Source organism: Streptomyces sp. NPDC048018 (genome assembly GCF_043202995.1).
Classification (GTDB): domain Bacteria; phylum Actinomycetota; class Actinomycetes; order Streptomycetales; family Streptomycetaceae; genus Streptomyces.
In genome coordinates this window covers 1,059,674-1,084,823 of sequence record NZ_JBIDBK010000001.1, presented here as the reverse complement: position 1 = coordinate 1,084,823, position 25,150 = coordinate 1,059,674, and the positions used below count along the sequence as shown (strand labels likewise).

Annotated in this window: 21 protein-coding genes and 1 tRNA gene; 14 read left to right on the top strand and 8 right to left on the bottom strand. The window is 71.8% G+C overall.

Going from position 1 to position 25,150, the window contains the following annotated elements; all coding sequences use genetic code 11:
• Positions 1 to 33 precede the first annotated feature (33 nt).
• Entirely contained in the window at positions 34 to 753 is a 720-nt protein-coding gene (locus ACGF1Z_RS04830) for a transketolase (RefSeq protein WP_392999889.1), read from the bottom strand.
• Positions 754 to 878: 125 nt separating this feature from the next.
• Between ACGF1Z_RS04830 and ACGF1Z_RS04825 the strand changes: the two genes are divergently transcribed.
• Positions 879 to 952: transfer RNA gene (locus tag ACGF1Z_RS04825), tRNA-Pro, on the top strand.
• 248 nt (positions 953 to 1,200) lie between these two features.
• On the opposite strand, the gene ACGF1Z_RS04820 is transcribed toward ACGF1Z_RS04825, so the two are convergent.
• The 3 genes from ACGF1Z_RS04820 to ACGF1Z_RS04810 all read right to left on the bottom strand — a co-directional run bounded on the left by ACGF1Z_RS04820 (position 1,201) and on the right by ACGF1Z_RS04810 (position 4,214).
• Positions 1,201 to 2,235 (bottom strand): MASE1 domain-containing protein, encoded by a 1,035-nt coding sequence (locus ACGF1Z_RS04820; RefSeq protein ID WP_392999887.1) that lies wholly within the window; start codon positions 2,233 to 2,235, stop codon positions 1,201 to 1,203.
• A gap of 256 nt (positions 2,236 to 2,491) precedes the next feature.
• On the bottom strand, positions 2,492 to 3,334 hold the full coding sequence (locus tag ACGF1Z_RS04815) for a PP2C family protein-serine/threonine phosphatase (RefSeq protein ID WP_392999885.1): 843 nt from the start codon (positions 3,332 to 3,334) through the stop codon (positions 2,492 to 2,494).
• A 319-nt stretch (positions 3,335 to 3,653) separates the two neighbouring features.
• A complete protein-coding gene (locus ACGF1Z_RS04810) occupies positions 3,654 to 4,214 on the bottom strand; it encodes a TetR/AcrR family transcriptional regulator (protein WP_392999883.1) in 561 nt (186 codons plus the stop codon).
• A 111-nt stretch (positions 4,215 to 4,325) separates the two neighbouring features.
• Here ACGF1Z_RS04810 and ACGF1Z_RS04805 point away from each other — a divergent pair, with 111 nt between their 5' ends.
• Both ACGF1Z_RS04805 and ACGF1Z_RS04800 read left to right on the top strand, forming a co-directional pair.
• Positions 4,326 to 5,012 (top strand): SDR family oxidoreductase, encoded by a 687-nt coding sequence (locus tag ACGF1Z_RS04805; protein WP_392999881.1) that lies wholly within the window; start codon positions 4,326 to 4,328, stop codon positions 5,010 to 5,012.
• Between the two features lie 307 nt (positions 5,013 to 5,319).
• Positions 5,320 to 6,324 (top strand): NADP-dependent oxidoreductase, encoded by a 1,005-nt coding sequence (locus ACGF1Z_RS04800; RefSeq protein ID WP_392999879.1) that lies wholly within the window; start codon positions 5,320 to 5,322, stop codon positions 6,322 to 6,324.
• Between the two features lie 375 nt (positions 6,325 to 6,699).
• On the opposite strand, the gene ACGF1Z_RS04795 is transcribed toward ACGF1Z_RS04800, so the two are convergent.
• Positions 6,700 to 7,887: a low temperature requirement protein A gene (locus tag ACGF1Z_RS04795; protein WP_392999877.1), complete on the bottom strand. Its 1,188-nt coding sequence runs from the start codon at positions 7,885 to 7,887 to the stop codon at positions 6,700 to 6,702.
• Between the two features lie 315 nt (positions 7,888 to 8,202).
• Here ACGF1Z_RS04795 and ACGF1Z_RS04790 point away from each other — a divergent pair, with 315 nt between their 5' ends.
• The 4 genes from ACGF1Z_RS04790 (at position 8,203) to ACGF1Z_RS04775 (ending at position 11,270) form a co-directional block, all read left to right on the top strand.
• Positions 8,203 to 8,529 carry a PadR family transcriptional regulator gene (locus ACGF1Z_RS04790; protein WP_392999875.1) on the top strand — a complete coding sequence of 109 codons (327 nt, stop codon included), beginning with the start codon at positions 8,203 to 8,205 and terminating at the stop codon, positions 8,527 to 8,529.
• Positions 8,526 to 8,882 carry a DUF1048 domain-containing protein gene (locus ACGF1Z_RS04785; protein WP_392999873.1) on the top strand — a complete coding sequence of 119 codons (357 nt, stop codon included), beginning with the start codon at positions 8,526 to 8,528 and terminating at the stop codon, positions 8,880 to 8,882. The genes ACGF1Z_RS04790 and ACGF1Z_RS04785 overlap by 4 nt, the downstream gene beginning before the upstream one ends.
• A 1-nt stretch (position 8,883) precedes the next feature.
• Entirely contained in the window at positions 8,884 to 9,210 is a 327-nt protein-coding gene (locus ACGF1Z_RS04780) for a DUF1048 domain-containing protein (protein WP_392999871.1), read from the top strand.
• 224 nt (positions 9,211 to 9,434) lie between these two features.
• Positions 9,435 to 11,270 (top strand): APC family permease, encoded by a 1,836-nt coding sequence (locus ACGF1Z_RS04775; RefSeq protein WP_392999869.1) that lies wholly within the window; start codon positions 9,435 to 9,437, stop codon positions 11,268 to 11,270.
• A gap of 563 nt (positions 11,271 to 11,833) precedes the next feature.
• Here the strand turns inward: ACGF1Z_RS04775 and ACGF1Z_RS04770 are convergent.
• The 3 genes from ACGF1Z_RS04770 to kdpB (ACGF1Z_RS04760) all read right to left on the bottom strand — a co-directional run bounded on the left by ACGF1Z_RS04770 (position 11,834) and on the right by kdpB (ACGF1Z_RS04760) (position 15,143).
• Positions 11,834 to 11,911 (bottom strand): 50S ribosomal protein bL37, encoded by a 78-nt coding sequence (locus ACGF1Z_RS04770; RefSeq protein WP_393000328.1) that lies wholly within the window; start codon positions 11,909 to 11,911, stop codon positions 11,834 to 11,836.
• 14 nt (positions 11,912 to 11,925) lie between these two features.
• Positions 11,926 to 12,735 (bottom strand): SDR family NAD(P)-dependent oxidoreductase, encoded by an 810-nt coding sequence (locus ACGF1Z_RS04765; RefSeq protein WP_392999867.1) that lies wholly within the window; start codon positions 12,733 to 12,735, stop codon positions 11,926 to 11,928.
• Positions 12,736 to 13,001: 266 nt separating this feature from the next.
• Positions 13,002 to 15,143, bottom strand: a complete 2,142-nt coding sequence (kdpB, locus tag ACGF1Z_RS04760) for a potassium-transporting ATPase subunit KdpB (RefSeq protein ID WP_392999865.1) — start codon at positions 15,141 to 15,143, stop codon at positions 13,002 to 13,004.
• 1,215 nt (positions 15,144 to 16,358) lie between these two features.
• Here kdpB (ACGF1Z_RS04760) and kdpF (ACGF1Z_RS04755) point away from each other — a divergent pair.
• The 7 genes from kdpF (ACGF1Z_RS04755) to ACGF1Z_RS04725 all read left to right on the top strand — a co-directional run bounded on the left by kdpF (ACGF1Z_RS04755) (position 16,359) and on the right by ACGF1Z_RS04725 (position 25,074).
• Positions 16,359 to 16,448: a K(+)-transporting ATPase subunit F gene (gene kdpF / locus ACGF1Z_RS04755; RefSeq protein ID WP_392999863.1), complete on the top strand. Its 90-nt coding sequence runs from the start codon at positions 16,359 to 16,361 to the stop codon at positions 16,446 to 16,448.
• Positions 16,449 to 17,087: 639 nt separating this feature from the next.
• Positions 17,088 to 17,177 (top strand): K(+)-transporting ATPase subunit F, encoded by a 90-nt coding sequence (gene kdpF / locus ACGF1Z_RS04750; RefSeq protein WP_190102311.1) that lies wholly within the window; start codon positions 17,088 to 17,090, stop codon positions 17,175 to 17,177.
• Between the two features lie 8 nt (positions 17,178 to 17,185).
• Positions 17,186 to 18,850 (top strand): potassium-transporting ATPase subunit KdpA, encoded by a 1,665-nt coding sequence (gene kdpA / locus ACGF1Z_RS04745; protein ID WP_392999860.1) that lies wholly within the window; start codon positions 17,186 to 17,188, stop codon positions 18,848 to 18,850.
• Positions 18,847 to 20,958, top strand: a complete 2,112-nt coding sequence (kdpB, locus tag ACGF1Z_RS04740) for a potassium-transporting ATPase subunit KdpB (protein ID WP_392999858.1) — start codon at positions 18,847 to 18,849, stop codon at positions 20,956 to 20,958. Before kdpA ends, kdpB (ACGF1Z_RS04740) begins: the two co-directional genes overlap by 4 nt.
• Before the next feature lie 5 nt (positions 20,959 to 20,963).
• Positions 20,964 to 21,647: a potassium-transporting ATPase subunit C gene (locus ACGF1Z_RS04735; RefSeq protein WP_392999856.1), complete on the top strand. Its 684-nt coding sequence runs from the start codon at positions 20,964 to 20,966 to the stop codon at positions 21,645 to 21,647.
• Between the two features lie 103 nt (positions 21,648 to 21,750).
• Positions 21,751 to 22,455, top strand: a complete 705-nt coding sequence (locus ACGF1Z_RS04730) for a response regulator (protein ID WP_392999854.1) — start codon at positions 21,751 to 21,753, stop codon at positions 22,453 to 22,455.
• A 75-nt stretch (positions 22,456 to 22,530) separates the two neighbouring features.
• Positions 22,531 to 25,074 carry an ATP-binding protein gene (locus ACGF1Z_RS04725; protein ID WP_392999851.1) on the top strand — a complete coding sequence of 848 codons (2,544 nt, stop codon included), beginning with the start codon at positions 22,531 to 22,533 and terminating at the stop codon, positions 25,072 to 25,074.
• Positions 25,075 to 25,150 lie beyond the last annotated feature (76 nt).

The following is a 25,150-nucleotide window of genomic DNA, read 5'->3' as shown; positions in this document are numbered from 1 at the left end:
CCCCGGGCGGGGCGGGGCCGGGGGAGAGGGGGCTCAGGAGTTCTTGGGCTCGACGCGGGCGACGACCGCCCTCGGCCGGCCCGGGTGCGGCGCGGTGAACGCGGCGTACAGCGCCTCGTGGTCCCGCCCGTCCACGGTCGCGGCGGACCATCCGGCCGCCTCGAACCGCGAGGCGATCCCGCCGGGCCAGCCGTGGGTGGCGGAGCTGTTGTCGATCACGATCGTGTGCAGCTGCTCCAGGCCCGCCGGTCCGGCGTAGGCGAGCGCCTCGTGGTTGCTCCCCTCGTCGAGCTCGGCGTCCCCGACCAGCACCCACACCTTCGGCTCGGTCAGCCCCTGGGCCCGCAGCCCGAGCACGGTCCCCACCGCCAGCGGCAGCCCGTGCCCGAGCGACCCGCTCCCGATCTCGACCCCGGGCACGAGGGTCCGGTCAGGGTGATGCCCGAGCGGGGAGTCGTAGCCGCCGAACCCGAGCAGTGCGTCCTCCGCCACGAAGCCCTTGTCGGCGAGGACGGCGTAGTACGCCATGGGTCCGTGCCCCTTGGACAGCAGGAACCGGTCCCGCCCGGGGTCGTCGGCCGTCCCGGGCGCCACCCGGAGCACCCGGTCGTAGAGCACCCAGAGGGCGTCGAGCGTGGAGGTGGCGGCCGAGGAGTGCTTCTCCGCACCGGTCATCAGCCCCATCAGCCGGCGCAGGCGCGCCGTGTCGTCCCGTGCGTCCGCGGGGTCCGTCGCATACGTGGTGGTCGTCATGACACACACCGTGCAACCTCAAGCAAGCTTGAGGTCAAGCCGCAAACGGGTTCGTGACCACGCGCGGAAGTGCGGTATGGTTCTCGTGCGCGTTCGGCCGGGGAAACCCCAGGTCAGGCGGGCATCGGGACGTGGCGCAGCTTGGTAGCGCACTTGACTGGGGGTCAAGGGGTCGCAGGTTCAAATCCTGTCGTCCCGACTGTGCGGAAACGCAGGTCGGAGGCCGTTCTCTCATCCGTGAGAGGCGGCCTTCGGTGCGTTTGAGGTGCTGGTGGTCGCAGTGTGGTCGCGCCCGGGCCGGGGCGGGTTCGGCGTGACCACCGGCTCCGGCGCCGCTTCTGCTCGACGGCCGCCCACGCGACGCCGGAATCTCCCGCCCCCCGGACCGACGACCCGACCGTGAGCGCCGCGACCACCGTTGAGCGGATCCGTCGCGGACGCGGAGGGTCATGGATCCCGGAGGCCACCGGGTGGGGCCGGCCGGCTCTGGGAGGGCTCGGGCGGGCGCCCGGCGGGCGGAGCCGGCGAGGGCTCGCCCGCCGCGAGGTGCTCCAGGACCTCCGCCAGTTCCTCGCAGGCGTGGCGCACCGAACGGCGGGTCGCACGCTGCTCGGTGATGACGGAGGCGAGGAGCAGGGCGGTCAGGGCGGCGGAACCGTTGAACGTCTGGAGCTTGACCATGATCTCGACGTCCGACAGTCGGAAGAACGAGCCCCGGTCGGAGGTCGCCACGAAGGTGGCGAACACGGAAGCGAAGAGCGCGCACAGCATGCTTCCGGCGAGCTGGAAGCGGAGCGCCGCCCAGACCAGCAGGGGGAAGACGAGGAAGAGCAGGCCCATCGGGCTGAGCACGGCCAGGGGGACGAGAACCAGGGTCGTCAGCCCCAGGAAGACCGCCTCCTTCCAGCGCCGTACCCGGAACCGACCGGCCGCCCCCGCGAGTACGAGCAGGAGCGGAGCGACGAGCAGGACCCCCATCGTGTCGCCCGCCCACCAGGCCAGCCACACGGCCCAGAACTCGCCCCTGTTCAGGGAGCCTGTGACCACCTGGAGTCCGACCCCCGCGGTCGCGCTGATCAGCATGGCGCCGAAGCCCCCGAGGAAGATCAGTGAGAGTCCGTCCCGCAGCCGCGCGATGTCCAGCCGGAAGCCGACCCGTCTCAGCAGCAGGAAGGCGCAGAGCGGCGCGACGGTGTTGCTCACCACGGTGACCGTGGTGGTGGGCCCAGGGGTGGTGAGGGAGGCGATGACGAGGAAGGAGCCGAGGGCGATCCCGGGCCAGACCCGCGCGCCGAACAGCAGCAGGGCGGCGACGGCGACGCCGGTGGGCGGCCAGATGGGGGTCGCCACCACGCCTTCGACGACGAGGCGGCCCAGCAGGCCGAGCCGTCCCGCCGAGTAGTAGCAGACCGCCACGGCCAGCGAGATCAGCGCCGTCTCGGTAAAGGGCCGGAACTGCCGAATAACGAACACGCCAGCCATGAGACACCGGCCGGACCGCCACGACCGGGCAAGCACCCCTGCGTGTCGGGCGCCGCCGTGCGGCACGAGTCCGGACGGGCTGGTGGAGTCGGGACCGGCCCGGGGTCCCGATCGGGGGAGGGCCGGGGGCCCGAACGGGGACGGGCTGGGGTCCCGAACGGGGGCGGCCGTGGTCCCGAATGGGGGCGGCCCGTGGTCCCGAACGGGACCGGCCCGGGGTCCCGAACGGGGCGGGTCGACCCCGGGCGAGCCCCCGTCACCCCTCGACCGCCGACTGGGCGGGACCGCCGTCATGGCCGACGACCAGGACGGCTGCGTCGTCCTCGTGCCCCACCGTGGCCGCCAGCTTCATGACGGCGGTCGCGAGCGCGTCGACGTCCAGCCCGGCGACGGCGGTGATCCCGGCGAGCCTCGTCACCCGGTCCAGACCCTCGTCGACGTGGAGCGAGGGGCCCTCCACCACCCCGTCGGTCAGGAGGACGAAGACACCGTCGGCGGAGAGCCGGTGGCGCGTGGCCGGGTAGTCGACGCCGCGGAGCACACCGAGCGGAGGCCCGCCCTCGCTGTCGTCGATGCCGGAGCGGCCGTCGCTGGTGGCCCAGATGTACGGGATGTGACCGGCCCGGGCGCACTCCAGGGTGCCGGCGGCGGGGTCGAGCCGCAGGAAGGTGCAGGTGGCGAAGAGGTCGGCGCCCAGAGAGACCAGCAGGTCGTTGGTGCGACCGAGCAGCTCTCCCGGGTCTCCGCTGACGGAGGCCAGCGCGCGCAGTGCCACGCGGACCTGTCCCATGAAGGCGGCCGCCTCGATGTTGTGCCCCTGGACGTCACCGATGGACATCCCGATCCGCCCGCCGGGCAGGGAGAAGGCGTCGTACCAGTCACCGCCGACGTTGAGCCCGTGGTTGGCGGGCTCGTAGCGGACGGCCAGCCGGGCGCCCGGAAGGCTGGGCAGGTCCGAGGGCAGCATGCCGCGCTGCAGGGCCACGGCGAGCTCGACACGGGAACGCTGGGTCTCGGCCAGCTCCCGAGCCTTGGCGGTCAGCGACCCGAGCCGGACCAGCAGGTCCTCGCTGTTGTCGGCCGGGCGTCTGCGGAACATCGATCACTCCGACGTCACGACAATCTCGTATCACTCCGTCCCGTCTCCAGCGCGCGGGACCCCAGGGGACCACCTCGGTGCGAACAGGTCCTTCCCCACTCTGCCCGGAGGGCCCGACGCCCGCATCTCATCGACCCCGCGCCCCGGCCCGAAGGCGCCGTGAGAAGACAGGGGCCCGGATCTGGGCGCCCCTCCCGGGTGTGACCGGCCGGTCCGGTGTCGGGCCCCGCCGTGCGTGGCTTCCTGCTGTCCGCGGTCGCCCGGTCGCCCGGCTGGTCGGTGGCGGCCCGCGGTGCGCGGCTCCGCGCCGGATCCACCGTCAGTCGGCCGCGGTCAACGCCGCACGTGCGGCGGTGAGGATGTCCTCCGAGAGCGGGGAGCCGGCGGTGGCCCGGGCCAGCAGGAGTGCGCCCAGCATGGTGCACAGCCGGGTGATGCCGTCCTGGTCCTCGGTGCCGAGCCAGTCGGCGAAGTCGCCCACTCCCTGGGTGTAGACGCGGCGTGCCTCGCGATCCGCGGGCTGGCGTGCCATGTCGGTGGCGAGTGCGGCGACGGGGCACCCGTCCGCCGGGCTGTCGCGGTGCTCGACGGAGAGGTAGGTGTCGATCAGCGCCTGCTGGGCGGCGTCGCGCCGTCCGGCGTGCTGCTCCAGCCCGGCGGTGTGCAGCCGGGCCAGCTCGTCGAACGCGTGGGCGGTCGCCTCGTCGACGAGTGCCTCCTTCGAGGCGAACTGCTTGTAGAAGCCGCCGTGGGTGAGCCCGGCGGCCTTCATGAGGTCGGCGACGCTGACATGGGTGCCCTGCTCCCGGAACATCCGGGACGCGGTCTGGACGACCCGCCGCCGGTTCTCCTCCGCCTGCGCCTGCGATACGCGGCCCATCGCCACCTCCCGATTGGATGCTGACCGACATCTATCCTATACTCCAATTTAGATGTCACAAGTAATCTATTCTTGGGTGGTCGTGATCCACCCCCGATGTCAGGAGTACGGATGGAACTCAGGAACGCGGTCGCCGTGGTCACCGGCGCCAACCGGGGCCTCGGGCGGCATCTGGCCGCACAGCTCGTGGAGCGCGAGGCCACGGTGTACGCGGCGGTCCGCCGCCCCGAGACGGTGGACCTGCCGGGCGTCATCCCGCTGCGCCTGGACGTGACCGACGAGGACTCGGTCCGCGCCGCCGCCGCGGTGGCGTCCGATGCGACGCTGCTCGTGAACAACGCCGGCATCTCCACCGCCACGCCCCTGATAGCGGGCTCCCCGGACGCGGTGCGCCTGGAGATGGAGACGAACTTCTTCGGGCCGCTCGCCGTCACCCGGGCCTTCGCGCCGGTCATCGAGGGCAACGGCGGTGGCGCCGTGCTCAACGTCCTGTCCGTGCTGTCCTGGCTGCATCCGGCCGGCATGGGGGCCTACGCGGCGGCGAAGGCTGCGGCATGGGCGCTGACGGACGCGGTCCGGGAGGAACTGGCGCCGCGCGGCATCGCCGTCTCGGCGCTGCACGTCGGCTACATGGACACCGACATGGCCGCCGCGGTCCCCGCCGACCAGAAGGCCCACCCCGCCGATGTCGCCGCACAGGCGCTGCGGGGCGTCGAGGCGGCCCTGCCCGAGATCCTCGCCGACGACACCACCCGCTACGTCAAGCAGCTCCTGTCCGCGCCGGCGAACGCGGCCTGAGGCCCGCCTGCCGTACCGCCTGCCCGACCCCCATCCTTCGTCCCGCGGCGCTCCGGCGTGAGGACACCTGATGCGCTGCACGGCCTTCGGGCACCGGACGGGACTGCGGGTCTCCGGGTACGCGCTCGGCACGGCGAGCTCCGGCACGACTTGCGGAGCCGGCGCCCCACCGGACAGGGCGGATGACCGGTCGCGGCACCGGCCGGGAACGCGGTGCCGGCGAACACCACACCGCGTCTCGCGCTGGGAGGAGCCCAGGGCGAGCAGAGCCCCCGCCCCGAACGGGGCGGGACGACGGGAGACGACGATGAAGGCCTTCATGATCGAGCGTTACGGCGACAGGGCCGGCGTGCACGCCGCCGAGCGGCCCGACCCGGTGCCGGGCGCCGACGACGTCCTCGTCCGGATCCACGCGGCGGGAGTCAACCCGCTGGACCTCAAGATCCGCGACGGGGAGTTCAGGACGTTCCTCTCGTACCGGTTCCCGCTCGTCCTGGGCAACGACTTCGCCGGGGTCGTCGTCCGGGTGGGCTCGGGCGTCACCCGGTTCGCGGTGGGCGACGAGGTCTACGCGCGGCCCGGCAAGGACCGCATCGGCACGTTCGCCGAGCTCATCGCCGTCCACCAGGACGACGTGGCGATCAAGCCGGCCAACCTCACCATGACCGAGGCCGCCTCCCTTCCGCTGGTCGCCCTCACCGCCTGGCAGGCACTGGTCGAGCGGGCACAGGTGCGGCCCGGTCAGAAGGTCCTGATCCACGCCGGCTCCGGCGGCCTGGGCACCATCGCCATCCAGCTGGCCAAGCACCTCGGCGCGCACGTGGCCACCACCGTGAGCACGGCCAAGGCCGACCTGGTGAGGGAACTCGGCGCGGACGTCGTGGTCGACTACAGGACGCAGGATTTCGCGTCGGTCCTCCACGACTACGACGTCGTCCTGGACAGCCTCGGCGGTGAGACGCTGGAGAAGTCCCTGCGGGTGCTCAGGCCCGGGGGTAAGGTCATCGGCGTCGCAGGCCCTCCCGACGCGGCGTTCGCCCGTGAGCTGGGCGCGAACGCGATCCTGCGGCTGGTGATGGGCGCGCTGAGCTTCCGTACCCGGCGCCTCGCCGAGCGCCGCGGCGTGACGTACTCGTTCCTGTTCATGAAGGCCGACGGTGGCCAACTGCGCCGCATCACACCGCTGATCGAGGCCGGGAAGATCCGTCCCGTCGTCGACAGCGTCTTCCCCTTCGACCGGACCCGGCAGGCCCTGGAGTACGTGGAGGAGGGCCGCGCGAAGGCCGGCAAGGTCGTCGTGGCCATGACCTGAGAGCAGCCCCGGCACCTCCCGCGACAACGAGGAGATCCCGCACCACCTCTGACGAGGACACGGCCACGAGCGCACGGCGGAGTCTCACCGCCCCGACCCCGTCGTCGAACCGGAACACCCCCACCCGCTCGGTGTCCGTCCCCGGCGCCGACTCCGTCCACCGGCAGCCTGGCCGGGACGAGCACGTCCGACGCGGAGCACGCTCCTTCCTGGAACGGCTGAAGGAGCGCACCGGCGACCGCGATCGGAATCCTCGCGTCGTAACCCTGCGGGGTCCGGCGACGGTGATCCGCGAGGCGGACAGGGGCGGGCTCCACCGGGCCCGGGAGCAGCGGCCCGCCCCGGGGTGTCGCGCTCCACCCGCGGACGGACTTCCTAGCCGGTGCCGGCCAGTACACGGCGGGACCGGGCGGCCTTCGCGTACAGCAGGTGGGCGATCGCCTCGGCCGCGAGGAGCAGCACCACGAGCCACGGCGCGAGGACGTTGGCGCCGAGGACCACCAGGAGAGGGACCGCGACCCCGGGCAGTGCCCAGACCGCCACCTCGCGCAGCGGCCGGCCGAAGCGGAGCGCGATCAGGGCGTGCGCTCCGTGGTAGACGGCCAACCCGCCGGCGAGGGCCCACACCGCGCCCCTCGGCAGGTGGTCGTGGCCGGACTCCTCCACGGCCGTGGCGAGTCCGGCGGCCATGGAGATGACGGCGGCGGTGACGAAGAAGTGCAGGAAGCCGCCCACGTCGCGGGCGAGGAGGTAGGCCTCGTGGGTGCCGGCGGCGCCGATGACGCGCTCCGCCGCGGTCGAGGCGAAGTCGAAGTAGGACCACCACAACGCGGCCAGCAGGACGAATCCGAGCACGGCCACGATCCCGGCTCCGGCGGTCCAGGTGTGGTCCGTGGCGGTGATGAGGGCCAGCACCGACTCGCCGAGGACGATGATCACGAACAGGCCGACCCGTTCGACCAGGTGGCCGGTGTGGACCCGGCCCGGGATGGCTCGCCCCCGCGCGGTCAGCAGCAGGGCCGTCTCCGCGAGGAGCAGGACGGCCCACATGCCGTAGCGCCAGGGAGCCGGAACCGCCGCCGAGCCGGCCCAGAGCAGCCCGGAGAGCAGACAGTAGGTCAGCGGCCGCCAGCGGGGCAGCGTGCGGGGCGCGGGGAAGCGGGTGGCGGGCCACCACAGGGCGAGCAGGACGAGGCGGGTGCCCGCGTAGCCGAGGGCGTAGGCGGCGGCACGGTCCCCGTCGGCCTCGGGCACCGCGGCGGCCATCACGGCGAGGCACAGCATCGCGGCCAGCATGACGACGCGGCGGCGGGCGCTGTCGTCCTGGAAGAGGTTGGCGGAGACCGTGAGGTTCGCCCACATCCACCAGGGCGGGAAGTAGAGGCCGAGGAACACACCGAACTCGCGCCACCCGGGGTCGCCGTGGAGGCCGTGCGAGAGCTGCGCGACGACGGCGACGAAGACCAGATCGAAGAAGAGTTCCAGCCACCCGGCGTGCCGGGGCTCCGGCTCCGGTTCCGAGGCGGGCGAGGGCAACGGAGCGGGGGTGTGCGGAGTGCTCATCGGGCCATCCGAGTGGGGATTCGACAGCGGCTCGGTCAGACCGCATCAGATCACGGATCGGTTCGGTCGCAGGTGAGGCATGCGCACCGGGCGACGGCCGGATGCGGCAGGAGGTCCTTCCGAAGGCGTCGCGCCCGAGCTTCCCCTCCCCGCCGTCCCCCGGGAACCGGAGCGCCCCGAGCCCGGACCGGTGGCGTCGCGGATCGCGGGGTGCGTCCGTGGCCGCCGGCTTACGGGGTGAACCCCACTACTTAGTGGTACCGTATAGTGGTACTCGGTACTACGCAGTACCGATCGTGCCGAGGAGGACGCGCGATGGACGATCTGACGGAGATGCTGAAAGGCACGCTCGAAGGGTGCGTGCTCGAAATCATCGGCAGCGAGGAGACCTACGGGTACGCCATCACCCGTCAGCTGAACGAACTCGGCTTCACCGACGTCGTCGAGGGGACCGTGTACACCATCTTGCTGCGACTGGAGAGGAACGGACTGGTCCAGGTGACCAAACGCCCCTCCGGGGTCGGTCCGCCGCGCAAGTTCTACGCCCTCAACGATGCCGGACGCGAGGAACTCGCGAGGTTCTGGGCGAAGTGGCGGTACGTCTCATCACGCATCGACAGGCTCAAGGAGGGCGGGAGATGAGCTTCTGGGAGACCATCACGGGCAGCGATCTCACCAGGGAGTGGAAGGCGTTCGAAGCCCGGGCCGAGGCCCTGCCGGACGCCTACCGGGGGGCGTGGGAGCAGATCAAGGGCCACCTCTCTCCCCATGGGGACTTCACCGGCCGCAACCTGATGCCCCTCCTCGACGCGGCCCTGGGGCTGCTCGAAGTGGCGGCGGCGGACGGGCAGCGCATCGACGAGGTACTCGGTGACGACATCCGGGGATTCTGCACGGCGCTGGCCGGCGGGGAAGGGGCCCGGACCTATCGCGACCGCTGGCGCGAGCAGTTGAACAGGAACGTCGCCAGGAAACTGAGCCGGCTGGGAGGCTGACGTGGGCATCCAGGACATCGTCGAGGGCAAGAAGCAGTGGCGGGCCCACAAGGCTCGGGTCAAGGCGCTCCCGGCCGACTACCAGATCGTCTACAAGGAGATGCAGAAGTACCTGTTCAAGGTCGGGCCGATCGACCTGCCGGACGGGCCCCTGCTGCCCGGGATCGTCGACTTCTTCGAGGAGGGTGTCGCCGAGGGCAAGGGGGTCATGGAGCTCATCGGCCCCGACGTCGCCGCGTTCTCCGACAGCCTGATCGAGGGCTCCCGCACCTACGCGGACCTCTATCAGGAATCCGTCGGCGGGGCGTCCGGCACCGCCGGGAAGTGACGCCCGCCCCGGAACGGCAGGCGTAGTCCGCACGCGCGGGTGCGTCCCGCCCGGGCGCGACGCGAGCATCTGCGGCATGCGGACCCGTGGAGCAGTTCGACTCCCGCGCCGTCAAAAGCGTGTACGAATGCCGGCGTGGGGCGTCAAGGGCACGTGAAGACGTCCCGGCAACGGTCTGTTCTCCCCTCAGCCTGAGCGGAGAACAGACCGAAAGGGATGCGCAGATGGCTGTCCTGACCACCGCGAACGGTGCCGCTCCGAGCGCCGAGGAGCCCCCTGAAGCCGGCAGTCGGCATCGGCTGACCGCCGTCACGGGGCTTGCCGCCCTGTCGTTGGACGCGATGGCGTCGGTGGCGTACGGGCCCGAGGCGATCGTCCTGGTCCTGGCGGCGGCCGGCGGGTACGGGCTCGGGTTCACGCTGCCGGTCACCCTGGCCATCGCCGGGCTGCTCGGGGTGCTCGTCGCCTCGTACCGGCAGGTCATCGCGGCCTTCCCGGACGGCGGCGGCTCCTACGCCGTCGCGAAGGCCCACCTCGGGCGCCGCACCAGCCTGGTGGCGGCGGGCTCGCTCGTCCTCGACTACGTGCTCAACGTGGCGGTGGCCGTCACCGCGGGCGTCGCCGCCCTCACGTCGGCCTTCCCGGGCCTCTACGGCGACCGGCTGTGGATCTGTCTCGGCGTCCTCGTCCTGATCACGGCGGTGAACCTGCGCGGCATCGTCGACTCGGCCCGCGCCTTCATCGTCCCCACCGCCGTGTTCGTCGGCGCGATCCTGGTCCTGATCGTGGTCGGGCTGTTCCGCGACGCGCCGGTCTCCACCGAGGCCTCCGCCGGGCACGCCTCCGTCCTGGCGGACAACGCCACCACCGTCGGCGCGCTGCTCCTGCTGAAGGCCTTCGCCTCCGGGTGCTCCGCGCTGACCGGCGTCGAGGCCATCGCCAACGCCGTGCCGGCCTTCCGCGCCCCGGCGGCCCGCCGGGCCATGCGGGCCGAGGTCGCGCTCGGGGCGCTCCTCGGCGTGATGCTGATCGGCCTGTCGGTGCTGATCTCCCGCTTCGGCCTGCAGCCGGTCGAGGGCGTCACCGTCCTCGCCCAGCTCGCCGACGCCTCGCTCGGCCACAACGCGGCCTTCTACGTCGTCCAGTTCGCCACCATGGTCCTCCTGGCCCTGTCGGCGAACACCTCCTTCGGCGGTCTGCCCGTCCTCCTGAAGCTGCTCGCCCGCGACAACTACGTGCCGCACGTCTTCGGACTCAAGGCCGACCGGCAGGTGCACCGGCACGGCGTGCTCTGGCTGGCCGTCGTCTCCGCCGCGCTGCTCGTCTTCTCCGGCGGCGACACCAACACCCTCGTCCCGCTCTTCGCGATCGGCGTCTTCGTCGGCTTCACGATCGCCCAGACCGGGATGGTGCTGCACTGGAAGGCCACCCGGCAGTGGGGCAAGGCCCTGCTGAACGGCCTGGGCGCGCTGCTCACGGGGGTGTCCGCGGTCGTCGTCACCGCTGCCAAGTTCCACGACGGTGCCTGGCTGATCGTGATCGCCCTGCCGCTGCTCGTCGCCCTCTTCGAGGCCGTCCACCGCGCCTACGGGAGGATCGGCGACCGCCTCGGCGTCGGCCGGGTCCCCGAGCCCCCGCATCGCGAACACTCGCTGGTCCTGGTGCCGGTGTCGTCCCTGACCCGGCTCACCAGCGAGGCCCTGACCGCCGCCGTCTCGCTCGGCGACGAGGTCCGCGCGGTCACCGTCGCCCACCCGGATCCGGAGGACCGGGCGGCGACCGAGGCCCTGGAACGGGACTGGGCCCTGTGGAACCCGGGCGTTCCGCTCGTCCGGCTGCCCTCCGAGCGACGCTCCCTCGGGCGACCGATCACCGCGTACGTACGGGAGCTCGCCGCAGCCCGCCCGGACACCCGGGTCACCGTGCTCATCCCGGAGGCGGAGCCGGAGCGGCTGTGGCAGCGACTGCTGCAGAACCAGCGGGGCGCGGTCGTCGCCCACGCGGTCCGCCGGGACACGGACGCGGCGATCTGCCGGCTCAGGTTCCGCCTCGGGAAGTGAAGCGCGTCAGCCGATGTGCAAGCCGAGGAGGCGGCACGGCGGTGGCCGGCCGACCAGGGCGTCAGCCAGGTGCGGGACGGGTGGGTGAGCAGCGAGAAGCCTGCGGCGAGTGCCGGGCCGTCCCCGGCGGCGAGCCGTCGCACCTCCACGGTGCGCGGCACACGAGGGGGAGTCCCGTCCGTCTGGTGTACGTAGAGCATGCGGTCCCAGGGGTGCAGGCGGTCGAACGCGGCGGCGAGGACCGGAAGGAAGCGGTCGGAGGCCTCGACGCAGCGACCCGCCAAGGGGGCGAGGTCGGCCGGGGCGAGGACGGTGGGATCGCCGGCCAGGAGGGCGTGGTCGCCGCAGGTGACGGCGATGACGCGGGGATGTTCCGCGCGGTCGGTCCACCAGGTGCCGTGGCCGGTGGTGAGGACGTGCTCGGAGAGGGCGGCGGTGCCGGGTCCGCCGACGGGGAACACGCGGGCGCAGGACGGTGGTTGGTGGGCGGGGTGTGGGATCACGGGGGAACCTCCGGTACGGGCAGGGGGCGGCCCGCCGGGTGGCGGGCCGCCCCGGTCGGGTCAGCGGGCTCCGGCCCTGCGGCCGTGGTTGGCCTTCTTCTTGCGGCGGTCCCTCTTCTTGCGTGCGCGTTCGGACATGCTTGGGGTTCCCTTCAGGCGGTGTGGCCGACGAGGACGTCGGCGAGCTTGCCGAGGCGCTTGACCGTGCGCTCCTCGGTGGCGGCGGGTGCCGGGGCGACCCGCTGGTCGCGGTCGTAGTAGGCGCCGTTGACGATCTCGACGGCCGGGTCGCAGAGCCGTACGACGTGGGCCGCGCCCTCGGCCGGGGAGGCACCGTCGTGGGCGTACAGCGGCAGCAGGCTGGTGGCGCAGATCCCGGGGTGGACGGAGACGGCGGTGACCCGCGGATCGGCGGCGAAGACCGTCAGGGCCAGCTGCGACTGGGCGTAGGCGGCGAGCCGGGAGTAGCGGCGGGCCCGGTTGGGGTCGGCCCACTGGATGGAGCCGGACCGGTGCAGCGACGAGGACACGTTGACGACCCGGCCGCCGGGCTCCGAGGTCAGGGCCGGCTCCAGGAGGTGCGTGAGGAGGTAGTGCGCCAGGAAGTTGACCTGGAAGGCGATCTCGTTGCCGTCGACGGTGACGGTGTGGCGCTCCGGCGCCGCCATGCCCGCGTTGTTGACCAGCACGTCCAGGTGCGGGTGCTCGGCGCGTACCCGTGCGGCGAGCTGTTCGACCTCCTCCAGGCGGGAGAAGTCGGCGCCGAAGGCGCACAACTGCCCTGCCGGCACGTCGGAGAGCGTGACGAGACGGTCGACCGCGGCGTGCGCCTCCTCGGCGGTCCGGCCGTGGAGGAGCACGGTGGCGCCGTGCTCGGCGAGGAGCCGGGCGGTCTGGTGGCCGATGCCGGAGGTGGCGCCGGTGACGAGCACGGTGCGTCCGGACAGGGAAGAAGAAGACATGGTTCGTCCAGGGAGGGTTGATGAGATGTGAGAGAAGAGGGGCGCCGTGACCGGTTGAACGGCCACGGCGCCCCTGTGACGTGGTGCGGGCAGGCGTCAGCGCAGGGCGGACGCGCCCGGACGACAGCGGGGCGTGCGACTCGGCGACGCCTGATGAGGCGGCCGGTCGAGAAGGAGCCACGCGCTGTTCACGCTTCTCATCCCATCTCTGGCCACGTCCCCGGGCAAGGCCGAAGCCGTTTCTCTGATGCTCTCCTGACGTGTGTTCACCCGAGGCCCGGGATGCTCGACACGAGCAGGTCGATGACCTTGATGCCGACGAACGGCAGGACCAGGCCGCCGAGGCCGTACAGCAGCAGATTGCGGCGCAGCAGGTCGTGCGCGGATGCCGGCGTGTAGCGGACGCCGCGCAGGGCCAGCGGGATGAGCGCCACGATGATCAGGGCGTTGAAGATGATGGCGGAGGTGATCGCCGAGGTGGGGCTGTGCAGGCCCATGACGTCGAGCGCTTCGAGGCCGGGGTAGGCGCCGGTGAACATCGCGGGGATGATCGCGAAGTACTTCGCCACGTCGTTCGTGATCGAGAAGGTCGTCAACGCTCCGCGGGTGATGAGGAGTTGCTTGCCGATCTGGACGATCTCGATGAGCTTGGTCGGGTTGGAGTCGAGGTCGACCATGTTGCCGGCCTCCTTCGCGGCCGACGTGCCCGTGTTCATCGCCACCCCGACGTCCGCCTGGGCGAGCGCCGGGGCGTCGTTGGTGCCGTCGCCGGTCATCGCGACGAGCCTGCCGCCCTCCTGCTCCCGCCTGATCAGCGTCAGTTTGTCCTCGGGGGTGGCCTCGGCGAGGAAGTCGTCGACTCCCGCCTCGGCGGCGATCGCGCGCGCCGTCAGCGGATTGTCCCCGGTGACCATCACCGTACGGATGCCCATCCGCCGCAGCTCGGCGAACCGTTCCCTGATGCCGTCCTTGACGACGTCCTTGAGGTGCACGATGCCCAGCACGCGCGGGCCGTCCCCGTCGTGCACGGCCACCAGCAGCGGGGTGCCCCCGGAGGCCGCGATCGCGTCGCTCCAGAGGCGCGCCTCGGCCGGCACCGCACCGCCGTACATCTCCACCCAGGCGATGACCTGCGCGGCGGCGCCCTTGCGGATGTGGCAGACGGCACCGTTGTCCCAGCGCAGGTCGATGCCGCTCATCCGGGTCTGTGCGCTGAACCCGACGAACCGGGCGTTCGCGAGCTCGCCGTCGGCCGGGGCCCGCAGCCCGAAGCGCTCCTTCGCGAGCACCACGACCGAGCGTCCCTCGGGCGTCTCGTCGGCGAGCGAGGAGAGCTGGGCGGCGTCCGCGAGCCTCGCCTCCCCGACCCCCGGCAGGGGGACGAAGTCGGCTGCCTCCCGGTTGCCCAGGGTGATCGTGCCGGTCTTGTCGAGGAGCAGCGTGTTGATGTCGCCGGCGGCTTCGACGGCGCGGCCCGACATGGCGAGCACGTTGCGCTGTACGAGGCGGTCCATCCCGGCGATGCCGATCGCGGAGAGCAGGGCGCCGATCGTCGTGGGGATGAGGGTCACGAGCAGGGCGACGAGGACGGTGGTGGACGGGGCGGCCCCCGCGTACGCGGCTATCGGCCGCAGGGCGACGGTGACGAGGACGAAGACCGTCGTCAGCGCGGCGAGCAGGATGTTGAGCGCGATCTCGTTCGGGGTCTTCTGCCGCGAGGCGCCTTCGACGAGGGCGATCATCCGGTCCATGAACGAGTGGCCGGGCCGGGAGGTGACCCGGACGACGATCCGGTCCGACAGCACGGTCGTGCCGCCCGTGACACCGGAGCGGTCACCCCCGGCCTCCCGGATCACCGGGGCCGACTCGCCGGTCACGGCGGACTCGTCGACCGCCGCGCCCCCGTCGACCACGTCGCCGTCGGCGGGGATCAGCTCGCCCGCCTCGACGAGCACGAAGTCGAACATCGCCAGTTCGGTGGCGGCGACGGCTTCCGTCTCGGCCGTGTGGAGGTTCGTGCCGTACCGCCAGTGCTTGAGCCGCAGCGCCACCGTGTCCGTACGGGCCCGGCGCAGTGATTCGGCCTGGGCCCGGCCGCGCCCTTCGGCGACCGCCTCGGCCAGGTTCGCGAAGACGACCGTCAGCCACAGCCAGGCGCTGATGACCCAGGTGAAGACGGAGGGGTGGACGACGGCGGAGAGGGTGGTGAGCACCGATCCGACGGCGACGACGAAGAGCACCGGGTTGCGGACCAGGTGCCGCGGATGCAGTTTGCGCAGGGCGTCGGGGACCGAGCCGAGCATCTGGGCGGGGTCGAGCAGCCCGCCCTCCACGCTGCGTCTGCGCCGGGGAGGACGTGCCGGGGGCGGGACGGAAGGCACCTGCTGGACGGGAGCGGTGGGATTCATGCGGTCAGGACCTTCATGAAGCAGCCGCCGCCCGGGGAGGGGCGGCGGCTGGATCGGCTGGCTGGACGTACCGGGCGGCCCCCGGAGACGTCGTACGGACGAGCGGACGGAGGAACGGGACGAGGAGGGACGGCGTCCCGCCGATCACGAGGACGTACGGCGATCGGCGGGACGCCGGCCCGGCTCGGCGCATGCGGATGGGAGGCATGGCGCCGAGCGGCCGTCGTCGAGGGTCGAGCCACTGACGTCCTCGACGGTGCGCGGCGGTTGACGAATCTAGTGCCCGACTCGGCCTGTTCCGGCGGACGTTGACGCCCCTCTGACGGTCACGAGGCCCGCCCTGACGCCTTCTTCGCACCGGGCGGATCGCCCGTCTGTCAAGGCGGCGTCAGGACCCACGGGAGTGGCGTCAGAGGCGCGTCAACAGCGATCGATTCCGGCCTGCGTCCGGTCAAGACTGATCGGCACGGGGGGCGGACGACCGTCGGCGCCGGTGCAGGGCGCAGTCCGGGGGCGGGGGTCCCGACTGAAACCCACGCCATGCGACGGCCGTCCGGCCGGGGCCCCGTCCGGCCTGCGACCCAGAGGGGGGTCGCGGTCCGGACCGGCCGCGGGCCGGGGTGCCCCAGGAGTCCTGACACGCACTCCTGGAACGGCACCCCGGCCCGTTCCGGCTTCCCACCCCGCCTGGCCGTGCCCTGTCTCGCCGCGCCGCGCACCGCCGTGCTCGGCCCCGCCGCGCCGCGCCAGGCCGTGGCCCGGCCCCGCCGTCCGTGCCTCGCCCGGCCGCGCTTTGCCTGGCCGGCCCCGCCTCGCCGTGTCGTGCCCTGTCTTGCCTAGCCTCGCCGTGCCCCGCCCGCCCCGGCCCTGCCCTGCCAGGCTGTGGCCCGCCAGGCTGTGGCCCCGCCCCGCTCCGCCAGGCTGTGGCGCGGGCCGGGCCGCCCCGCCCGTGCCGTCCGTGCCCCGCGCGGCCCCGCCCCGCCGTCCGTGCTCCCCCCTCGCCCCGCCGTCTGCGTCTCGCCCGCCCCCCGCCGTGCCGGAACCGGGCTCGACGCCCGTACGGATCGTGTCAAGAGCCTGAGGGCAACGCGTCCCCCCGCGCCGGAGAGCCGTCACAGTGGCTGCGCGCGACCCGCGGCAGGCGTTCCCTGCGGAGGGCGCGGCACGAGCGCACATCCGAGGAAGCGCAAGGAAGCCGAAGGGGCTGTCGGGAACATGAGTGTCGAGAACGTCGTCGGTCTGATCGTCGCGGCCACGCTGGTCGGCTACCTGGTGGCCGCCTTCGTCAAGCCCGAGAAGTTCTGAACGCCCGCCACCCCCGCCGGGGGCGGCCCGAGGCCGCACAAGACGGCTCACGGCCCCCCCGGGGCCGTCCGAGGCGCGTGCAGCCGCCGCCGGCACGGGCGTCGTCACCACCCGCGTCCCGCCACCCGGAATCGCCCAGGGACGCCGTCGGGCGGCACACCGAACGGCCCGGCGCCGAGACCGTCCCCGACACGGTGGTGCGCGGACGAGCGTGCAGAGACGCCGCCACGCCCGCGGCTCCGCCTGGACCGTCCCGGGACGAGGCCCGCACTGGGCTCGTGCTCACGCGACGCGCCGTCGCGACCGGCGACCTGGGCGCCTCGCGACGGATCCCCGACGCCGGTACGACGCCGCCGGCCATGCGCCGGCCGGCTGCCGAAGGGGCAGGTCGACGGGGGAGCCGACCGACCCGGGACGGCGGCGCGTACGGGATGTGTCAAGACGGCCGGGCTACCCGTTAGGAGGGCGTCAACGCCGGCGGCGTGGTGGCTGAAATGCGCTTTCCTCAGACAGGTCCGAAAGACCGCTCATCTCATCCACACACATTCGGGAGCTCACGATGGCCGATCTGGCCTTCGTCGTCACCACGGTCGCGATCTTCGCGCTGGTGGCTTTCGTCGCCAAGGGGGTGGCGAAGCTGTGACTGTCGAGAACATCGTCGGTCTGGTGGTCGCCGCCGGCCTGCTGGCCTATCTCGTCCTCGCCCTCGTCAAGCCGGAGAGGTTCTGAGTACGGATATGAGTCCCGTCCTGGCTGGAATCCTCCAGCTCCTCGCCCTGGTCGTCGCGCTCGGTCTGTCGTACCGGCCGCTGGGTGACTACATGGCCAAGGTGTACTCCTCGGAGAAGCACTACACCCCCGAGAAGTGGATCTACAAGGCCATCGGCGCGAACCCGAACGTCGAGATGCGCTGGCCGGCGTACCTGCGCGGGGTGCTCGCCTTCTCCGCGGTGAGCGTTCTCTTCCTCTACCTGCTGCAGCGGGTGCAGGGCGCGCTGCCGGGCTCGCTCGGCTTCGTGTCGATCGACCCGGACCAGGCCTTCAACACGGCCGCGTCGTTCGTCGCCAACACCAACTGGCAGTCGTACTACGGCGAGCAGGCCATGGGCCACGTCGTCCAGACCGGCGGCCTCGCGGTGCAGAACTTCGTCTCGGCGGCCGTCGGCATGGCGGTGGCCGTCGCGCTGGTCCGCGGCTTCGCCCGCTCGCGCTCCGGCGAGCTGGGCAACTTCTGGTCCGACCTCGTCCGCGGCGTCGTCCGGATCCTGCTGCCGATCTCCGTGGTCGGTGCCCTCGTCCTCGTCGCCACCGGCGCGATCCAGAACTTCTCCGGGATCCACGAGGTGGGTCAGTTCACGGGCGGCTCGCAGCAGTGGAACGGCGGCGCGGTCGCTTCCCAGGAGGTCATCAAGGAGCTGGGCACGAACGGCGGCGGCTACTTCAACGCCAACTCCGCCCACCCCTTCGAGAACCCCAACGGGCTCTCCAACCTCTTCGAGGTCTACCTGATCCTCGTCATCCCCTTCGCGCTGACCCGCACCTTCGGCCGCATGGTCGGTTCGCTCAAGCAGGGCTACGCGATCCTCGGCACGATGGGCGTCATCTGGCTCGGGTTCACCGCGCTGATGATGTGGACCGAGTTCGCGGGCAGGGGTCCGGCGTTCGAGATCGCCGGCGGCGCGATGGAGGGCAAGGAGACCCGGTTCGGCATCGGCGCGTCGGCGATCTTCTCGGTCGCCACCACGCTGACGTCGACCGGCGCGGTGAACTCCTTCCACTCGTCGAACACCGGCTTCGGCGGCGGGATCAACCTGCTGGGCATGCAACTGGGCGAGATCGCGCCCGGCGGCGTCGGATCCGGCCTCTACGGCATGCTGATCATGGCGGTCATCGCGGTGTTCATCGCCGGTCTGATGGTCGGCCGCACGCCCGAGTACCTGGGCAAGAAGATCGGCACCCGCGAGATCAAGTTCGCGGCCTGCTACATCCTGATCACCCCGGCGCTGGTGCTCTGCTTCACGGCGGCCTCCTTCGTCCTGGACACCCCGGCGCACTCGATGACGAACTCGGGCGCGCACGGCTTCTCCGAGATCCTCTACGCGTACACCTCGGGTGCCAACAACAACGGCTCCGCCTTCGCCGGCCTGAACGCCGACACCCAGTGGTTCAACTCGACGATCGGCATCGCCATGCTGCTCGGCCGGTTCCTCCCGATGGTGTTCGTCCTCGCGCTGGCCGGCTCGCTCGCCGAGCAGACGCCCGTACCCGAGACCGCGGGCACCCTGCGGACCGAGAAGCCGCTGTTCACCGGCCTGCTCGTCGGCACCATCGTCATCATCACCGGTCTCACCTACTTCCCGGCCCTGGCCCTTGGCCCGCTCGCCGAAGGACTCGCAGCATGAGCACCATCACTCCCACCCGGGCACCCCACCCGGACGCGCCCGCGGGGCACAAGCCCGAGGGCGGACGCGTCGGCGGGGGACTCTTCGACGCGAAGCAGCTGGTCACGTCGTTCCCCGACGCGATCAGGAAGCTCGACCCGCGCGTGATGGTCAAGTCGCCCGTGATGTTCGTGGTCCTGGTCGGCTCGGTGGTCACCACCGCGCTGGCGGTCAAGAACCCGGGCGACTGGTTCGGCTGGGTGATCACCGCCTGGCTGTGGCTGACCACGATCTTCGCCAACCTGGCCGAGGCCGTCGCCGAGGGCCGCGGCAAGGCCCAGGCCGACACCCTGCGCAAGGCCAAGACCGACACCGTCGCCCGCCGCCTCACCCAGGACGGCAAGGGAGAGGAGCAGGTCCCCGGCACCGAGCTCAGGATCGGCGACCTGGTGGTCTGCGAGGCCGGAGACGTCATCCCCGGCGACGGTGACGTCGTCGAGGGCGTCGCGAGCGTCGACGAGTCCGCGATCACGGGCGAGTCGGCACCGGTCATCCGGGAGTCCGGCGGCGACCGCTCGGCCGTCACCGGCGGTACGAAGGTGCTGTCCGACCGGGTCGTCATCAAGATCACGACGAAGCCGGGCGAGACGTTCATCGACCGGATGATCAACCTGGTCGAGGGCGCCGCCCGGCAGAAGACGCCCAACGAGATCGCCCTCAACATCCTGCTGGCGTCCCTCACGATCGTCTTCCTGCTCGCCGTGGTCACCCTGAAGCCGTTCGCGATCTACGCGGGGGCCGACAAGCAGACCTCGATGATCGTGCTGACCGCGCTCCTCGTCTGCCTCATCCCGACGACGATCGGCGCGCTGCTGTCCGCGATCGGCATCGCCGGCATGGACCGGCTCGTCCAGCGCAACGTCCTCGCGATGTCCGGCCGCGCCGTCGAGGCCGCCGGTGACGTGTCGACGCTGCTGCTCGACAAGACCGGCACCATCACCCTGGGCAACCGCCAGGCGGCGGAGTTCGTCCCGGTGAAGGGCGTGACGGAGGCCGAGCTCGCGGACGCCGCCCAGCTCTCCTCGCTCGCCGACGAGACCCCCGAGGGCCGCTCCGTCGTGGTCCTGGCCAAGGAGAATTACGGGCTGCGCGAACGCCACCAGGGCGAGCTCGCCGACGCCACGTGGATCGAGTTCACCGCCCAGACCCGCATGTCGGGTGTGGACGTGGACGGCCGGCAGGTCCGCAAGGGCGCGACCGGCTCGGTCGTGGCATGGGTGGAGGAACGCGGTGGTGAGGTCGCCAGGGACGCCCAGGACGTCACCGACGCCATTTCCCAGGCTGGTGGCACGCCGCTCCTTGTGGCTGTGGAGGACGACAAGGGCGCGCGCGTCCTCGGTGTCATCCACCTCAAGGACGTCGTCAAGGAGGGCATGCGCGAGCGGTTCGACGAGCTGCGCCGCATGGGCATCAAGACGATCATGATCACGGGCGACAACCCGCTGACGGCCAGGGCCATCGCCGAGGAGGCCGGTGTCGACGACTTCCTCGCCGAGGCCACCCCCGAGGACAAGATGGCCCTCATCAAGCGCGAGCAGGCCGGCGGCAAGCTCGTCGCGATGACCGGCGACGGCACCAACGACGCACCCGCGCTCGCGCAGGCGGACGTCGGGGTGGCGATGAACACGGGCACGTCGGCCGCGAAGGAGGCCGGCAACATGGTCGACCTCGACTCCAACCCGACCAAGCTCATCGAGATCGTCGAGATCGGCAAGCAACTCCTCATCACCCGAGGCGCGTTGACGACCTTCTCCATCGCCAACGACGTGGCGAAGTACTTCGCGATCATCCCCGCGATGTTCGCGGTCGCCTACCCGTCGCTGGACAAGCTGAACATCATGGGCCTGGCCTCGCCGGAGTCCGCGATCCTGTCGGCCGTCGTCTTCAACGCGCTGATCATCGTGGCCCTGGTGCCGCTCGCCCTGAAGGGCGTCCGCTACCGCCCCTCCAGTGCCGACTCGATGCTCCGCCGCAACCTCGGCCTCTACGGACTCGGCGGCCTCATCGCCCCGTTCGTCGGCATCAAGCTCATCGACCTGCTCATCTCCCTCATCCCCGGGATCGGCTGACGACCATGAACAACTCCGTCGGAAACACAGGGCGCCTGCTCTGGGCCGGACTCCGCGCCCTGCTCGTCCTCACCGTGGTGACGGGCGTGCTCTACCCGCTCGCCGTCACCGGCATCGCCCAACTCGCCCTCCCCGGCCAGGCCAACGGCTCCGAGATCAAGGACGCGAGCGGCAGGGTCGTCGGCTCCGAACTCATCGGACAGACCTACAACCTGCCGAAGAAGAACCCGGACGACGCGGAGGAGGCGGTGGTCCCGGACCTGAGGTGGTTCCAGCCGCGCCCCTCCAACGGCCTTGGCAGCAACAGCGTCAACACCCAGTACTCGATCATCCTGTCCGGCGCCACGAACCGTTCCGGTGACAACGCCGACCTGATCAAGTGGGTCACCGACGCCAAGGCCGCCGTCGTCAAGGACAACTCCACCGCCGACTACCGGGTGAAGCCGGCCGACGTCCCCGCCGACGCCGTCACCTCCTCCGGCTCCGGCCTCGACCCGCACATCTCCCCGGAGTACGCGAAGCTCCAGGTCCACCGGGTCGCCGAGCGCAACAAGCTGGACGTCGCGACGGTCGAGAAGCTGGTCGCCGACCACACCGACGACCGCGTCCTCGGCTTCATCGGCGAGCCCCGCGTCAACGTCCTGCAGCTCAACACCGCCCTGAAGAACCTCGTGGCGGCCAGGGGCTGATGGCCTTACCTCCGCCCCACGGGAGCCGGCAGTCCGGGAACGCCCCGGCTGCCGGCTCCCGGCGCGCATCCACGCCACGCCCGACACGAAAGGCAGTACGCCGATGACCCGGGTCCTGGTCGTCGAGGACGACGCACAGCTCACGCGTGCTCTCACGATCAACCTCAACGCCCGCGAGTACGACGTGGACGCGGCCTACGACGCCGCCACCGCGCTCCGGCTCGCGGCCACCGAGCAACCGGACGTGATCCTCCTGGATCTCGGGCTGCCCGACATGGACGGCATCGACCTCATCCGGGCGCTGCGCGGCTGGAACCGTGCCCCGGTGCTCGTGCTCTCCGCCCGCAGCGGGTCCGAGGACAAGATCCGCGCGCTGGACGCGGGCGCCGACGACTACATGACCAAGCCGTTCAGCATGGACGAACTCCTCGCCCGGCTACGGGCGGCCACCCGCCGGATCGAGGAGTCGCCCGCCCGTGCGCGACCCGGTACGGGAGGTGCGGCCGGTGCCGTGGTCGCGACCGACGAGTTCACGGTCGATCTCGTGGCGAAGAAGGTACGGCGCGGTGACCGCGACGTCCGGCTGACCCCGACCGAGTGGCACCTGCTGGAGATCCTCATCTGCAACCCCGGCGTCCTCGTCAGCCAGCAACGTCTCCTCAGGGAGGTGTGGGGGCCCAGTCACCGCACCAAGAGCAACTACCTGAGGGTCTACATGGCGCAGCTGCGCCGCAAGCTGGAGGCGGACCCGTCGCACCCCCGCTATCTGATCACCGAACCCGGGATGGGATACCGCTTCGAGGTGTGACACCCCGCCCGCCCCGCCCACACCTGCACGCCCTGTCCGTACACGCTCTGCCCGACATCGACGAGAAACGACACCATGGGACGCGGAAAGCTTCGTATCTACCTCGGCGCGGCACCGGGCGTCGGCAAGACGTACTCGATGCTCTCGGAGGCCCACCGGCGCGTCGAGCGCGGCACCGACTGCGTCGTCGCCTTCGTCGAGCACCACGGCCGGCCGCGTACGGAGGTGATGCTGCACGGCCTGGAGACGGTGCCGCGTGCGGAGATCCCGTACCGGGACACGGTGTTCACCGAGATGGACGTGGACGCGGTCCTCGACCGTAAGCCCGCCGTCGCACTCGTGGACGAGCTGGCCCACACCAACATCCCCGGCTCGCGGAACGCCAAGCGCTGGCAGGACGTCGAGGAACTGCTCGCGGCCGGCATCGACGTCGTCTCCACGGTCAACATCCAGCATTTGGAGTCGCTCGGCGACGTCGTCGAGTCGATCACGGGCGTACGGCAGCGGGAGACCGTCCCGGACGAGGTCGTCCGGCGCGCCGACCAGATAGAACTGGTCGACATGTCGCCGCAGGCCCTGCGCCGCCGCATGGCGCACGGCAACGTCTACAAGCCGGACAAGGTCGACGCGGCCCTCTCCAACTACTTCCGCCCCGGAAACCTCACCGCCCTGCGCGAGCTGGCGCTGCTCTGGACCGCCGACCGGGTCGACGAGTACCTGCAGGAGTACCGCACCGAGCACCGGGTCTCGAAGATCTGGGGCTCCCGCGAGCGGATCGTGGTGGGACTGACCGGCGGCCCCGAGGGCCGCACCCTCATCCGCCGGGCCGCCCGGCTCGCCGAGAAGGGCGCCGGAGGCGAGGTCCTGGCGGTCTACATCTCGCGCAGCGACGGCCTCACCTCGGCGTCCCCGAAGGAACTCGCGGTGCAGCGGACCCTGGTCGAGGACCTCGGCGGGACGTTCCACCACGTCATAGGCGACGACATCTCCACCGGACTCCTGGAGTTCGCGCGCGGGGTCAACGCCACGCAGATCGTCCTCGGCGTCAGTCGCCGACGTTCCTGGCAGTACGCCTTCAGTCCCGGCGTCAGCGCCACGGTCGCCCGCGAGTCGGGGCCGGACCTCGACGTCCACATCGTCACCCACGACGAGGCGGCGAAGGGCCGCGGCCTGCCCGTGGCCCGGCGCGCGAAGCTGGGGCGTTCCCGCACCAACTGGGGGTGGCTCGTCGCCCTCGCGGGACCCGTCCTGCTCACCTTTCTGCTCAGCAGCGTCCTCCCGGACGTGGGCCTCGCCAACGACGTCCTGCTCTTCCTCGCCCTCACCGTCGCGGCGGCCCTGCTCGGTGGTCTCACGCCCGCCCTCGGCTCCGCCGCGGTGGGATCGCTGCTGCTCAACTACTACTTCACCCCACCGATCCACGAGCTGACGATCGCCGACCCGGAGAACGTGGTCGCCTTGGTGATCTTCGTGGGCGTGGCGATATCCGTCGCCTCCGTGGTCGACCTGGCCGCCCGTCGCACCCACCAGGCCGCCCGGCTGCGGGCGGAGGCGGAGACGCTCTCCTTCCTCGCGGGCAGCGTGCTGCGCGGGGAGACGAGTCTGGACGCCCTGCTCGAACGCCTCAGGGAGACCTTCGCCATGGAGTCCGTCGCGCTCCTGGAACGCCACGACGACACCGAGCCGTGGACGTGCGTCGCCGTCGTGGGCCCCGGCCGCCCGGTCGGCCGCCCCGAGGACGCGGACGTCGACATGCCGGTCGGCGACCATCTCGCCCTCGCCCTGACCGGCCGGGTGCTTCCCGCCGAGGACCGCCGGGTGCTGGGCGCGTTCGCCGCCCAGGCCGCCGTCGTCCTGGACCGTCAGCGGCTCGTCGGCGAGGCCGAGGAGGCCCGCCGGCTCGCCGAGGGCAACAAGATCCGCACCTCGCTCCTCGCCGCCGTCAGCCACGACCTGCGCACCCCGCTCGCCGGCATCAAGGCCTCCGTGTCCTCCTTGCGCTCCGACGACGTCGAGTGGTCCGACGAGGACCGCGCCGTGCTCCTGGAGGGCATCGAGGAGGGTGCCGACCGGCTCGACCACCTCGTCGGCAACCTCCTGGACGTCTCGCGCCTGGAGACCGGCACCGTCACCGCCGTACTCCGGCAGACCGACCTCGACGAGGTCGTCCCGATGGCGCTCGTGGGCGTGCCCGACGACAGCGTCGAACTCGACATCCCCGAGACCCTGCCCATGGTCGTCGTCGACCGCGGCCTGCTGGAACGGGCCGTCGCCAACATCGTCGAGAACGCCGTCAAGTACAGCCCCGACGGCACGCCCGTCGTCGTCGCCGCCGGCGCCATCGCCGACCGCGTCGAACTCCGCGTCGTCGACCGCGGCCCGGGCGTCCCCGACGAGGCCAAGGACCGCATCTTCGGCGCCTTCCAGCGCTACGGCGACGCCCCGCGCGGCTCGGGCGTCGGCCTCGGCCTCGCGGTCGCCCGCGGCTTCGTCGAGGCCATGGGCGGCACGGTCACCGCGGAGGACACGCCAGGCGGCGGCCTCACCATGACCGTCAGCCTCCCCATGGATGGCGGCGCTCCGCCCTCCGGCCCCGGCACCACGACCGCGGTGACGTGACCACCGGGCCGGGCCCACGGAGAGACCTCTCCGAGGCCGCCCGGTGCCGGGCCCGGGCCGGGCCGGAGCGGACGGG

Bases quoted from the DNA above. Each gene is read 5' to 3' on its own strand.
- ACGF1Z_RS04815 (WP_392999885.1), bottom strand. From the start codon at position 3,334: ATGTTCCGCAGACGCCCGGCCGACAACAGCGAGGACCTGCTGGTCCGG.
- ACGF1Z_RS04830 (WP_392999889.1), bottom strand. From the start codon at position 753: ATGACGACCACCACGTATGCGACGGACCCCGCGGACGCACGGGACGAC.
- ACGF1Z_RS04810 (WP_392999883.1), bottom strand. From the start codon at position 4,214: ATGGGCCGCGTATCGCAGGCGCAGGCGGAGGAGAACCGGCGGCGGGTC.
- ACGF1Z_RS04770 (WP_393000328.1), bottom strand. From the start codon at position 11,911: ATGTCCGAACGCGCACGCAAGAAGAGGGACCGCCGCAAGAAGAAGGCC.
- kdpB (WP_392999865.1), bottom strand. From the start codon at position 15,143: ATGAATCCCACCGCTCCCGTCCAGCAGGTGCCTTCCGTCCCGCCCCCG.
- kdpF (WP_392999863.1), top strand. From the start codon at position 16,359: ATGAGTGTCGAGAACGTCGTCGGTCTGATCGTCGCGGCCACGCTGGTC.
- ACGF1Z_RS04795 (WP_392999877.1), bottom strand. From the start codon at position 7,887: ATGAGCACTCCGCACACCCCCGCTCCGTTGCCCTCGCCCGCCTCGGAA.
- ACGF1Z_RS04730 (WP_392999854.1), top strand. From the start codon at position 21,751: ATGACCCGGGTCCTGGTCGTCGAGGACGACGCACAGCTCACGCGTGCT.
- ACGF1Z_RS04800 (WP_392999879.1), top strand. From the start codon at position 5,320: ATGAAGGCCTTCATGATCGAGCGTTACGGCGACAGGGCCGGCGTGCAC.
- ACGF1Z_RS04820 (WP_392999887.1), bottom strand. From the start codon at position 2,235: ATGGCTGGCGTGTTCGTTATTCGGCAGTTCCGGCCCTTTACCGAGACG.
- ACGF1Z_RS04785 (WP_392999873.1), top strand. From the start codon at position 8,526: ATGAGCTTCTGGGAGACCATCACGGGCAGCGATCTCACCAGGGAGTGG.
- ACGF1Z_RS04765 (WP_392999867.1), bottom strand. From the start codon at position 12,735: ATGTCTTCTTCTTCCCTGTCCGGACGCACCGTGCTCGTCACCGGCGCC.
- kdpA (WP_392999860.1), top strand. From the start codon at position 17,186: ATGAGTCCCGTCCTGGCTGGAATCCTCCAGCTCCTCGCCCTGGTCGTC.
- ACGF1Z_RS04805 (WP_392999881.1), top strand. From the start codon at position 4,326: ATGGAACTCAGGAACGCGGTCGCCGTGGTCACCGGCGCCAACCGGGGC.
- ACGF1Z_RS04775 (WP_392999869.1), top strand. From the start codon at position 9,435: ATGGCTGTCCTGACCACCGCGAACGGTGCCGCTCCGAGCGCCGAGGAG.
- ACGF1Z_RS04790 (WP_392999875.1), top strand. From the start codon at position 8,203: ATGGACGATCTGACGGAGATGCTGAAAGGCACGCTCGAAGGGTGCGTG.
- kdpB (WP_392999858.1), top strand. From the start codon at position 18,847: ATGAGCACCATCACTCCCACCCGGGCACCCCACCCGGACGCGCCCGCG.
- ACGF1Z_RS04725 (WP_392999851.1), top strand. From the start codon at position 22,531: ATGGGACGCGGAAAGCTTCGTATCTACCTCGGCGCGGCACCGGGCGTC.
- ACGF1Z_RS04735 (WP_392999856.1), top strand. From the start codon at position 20,964: ATGAACAACTCCGTCGGAAACACAGGGCGCCTGCTCTGGGCCGGACTC.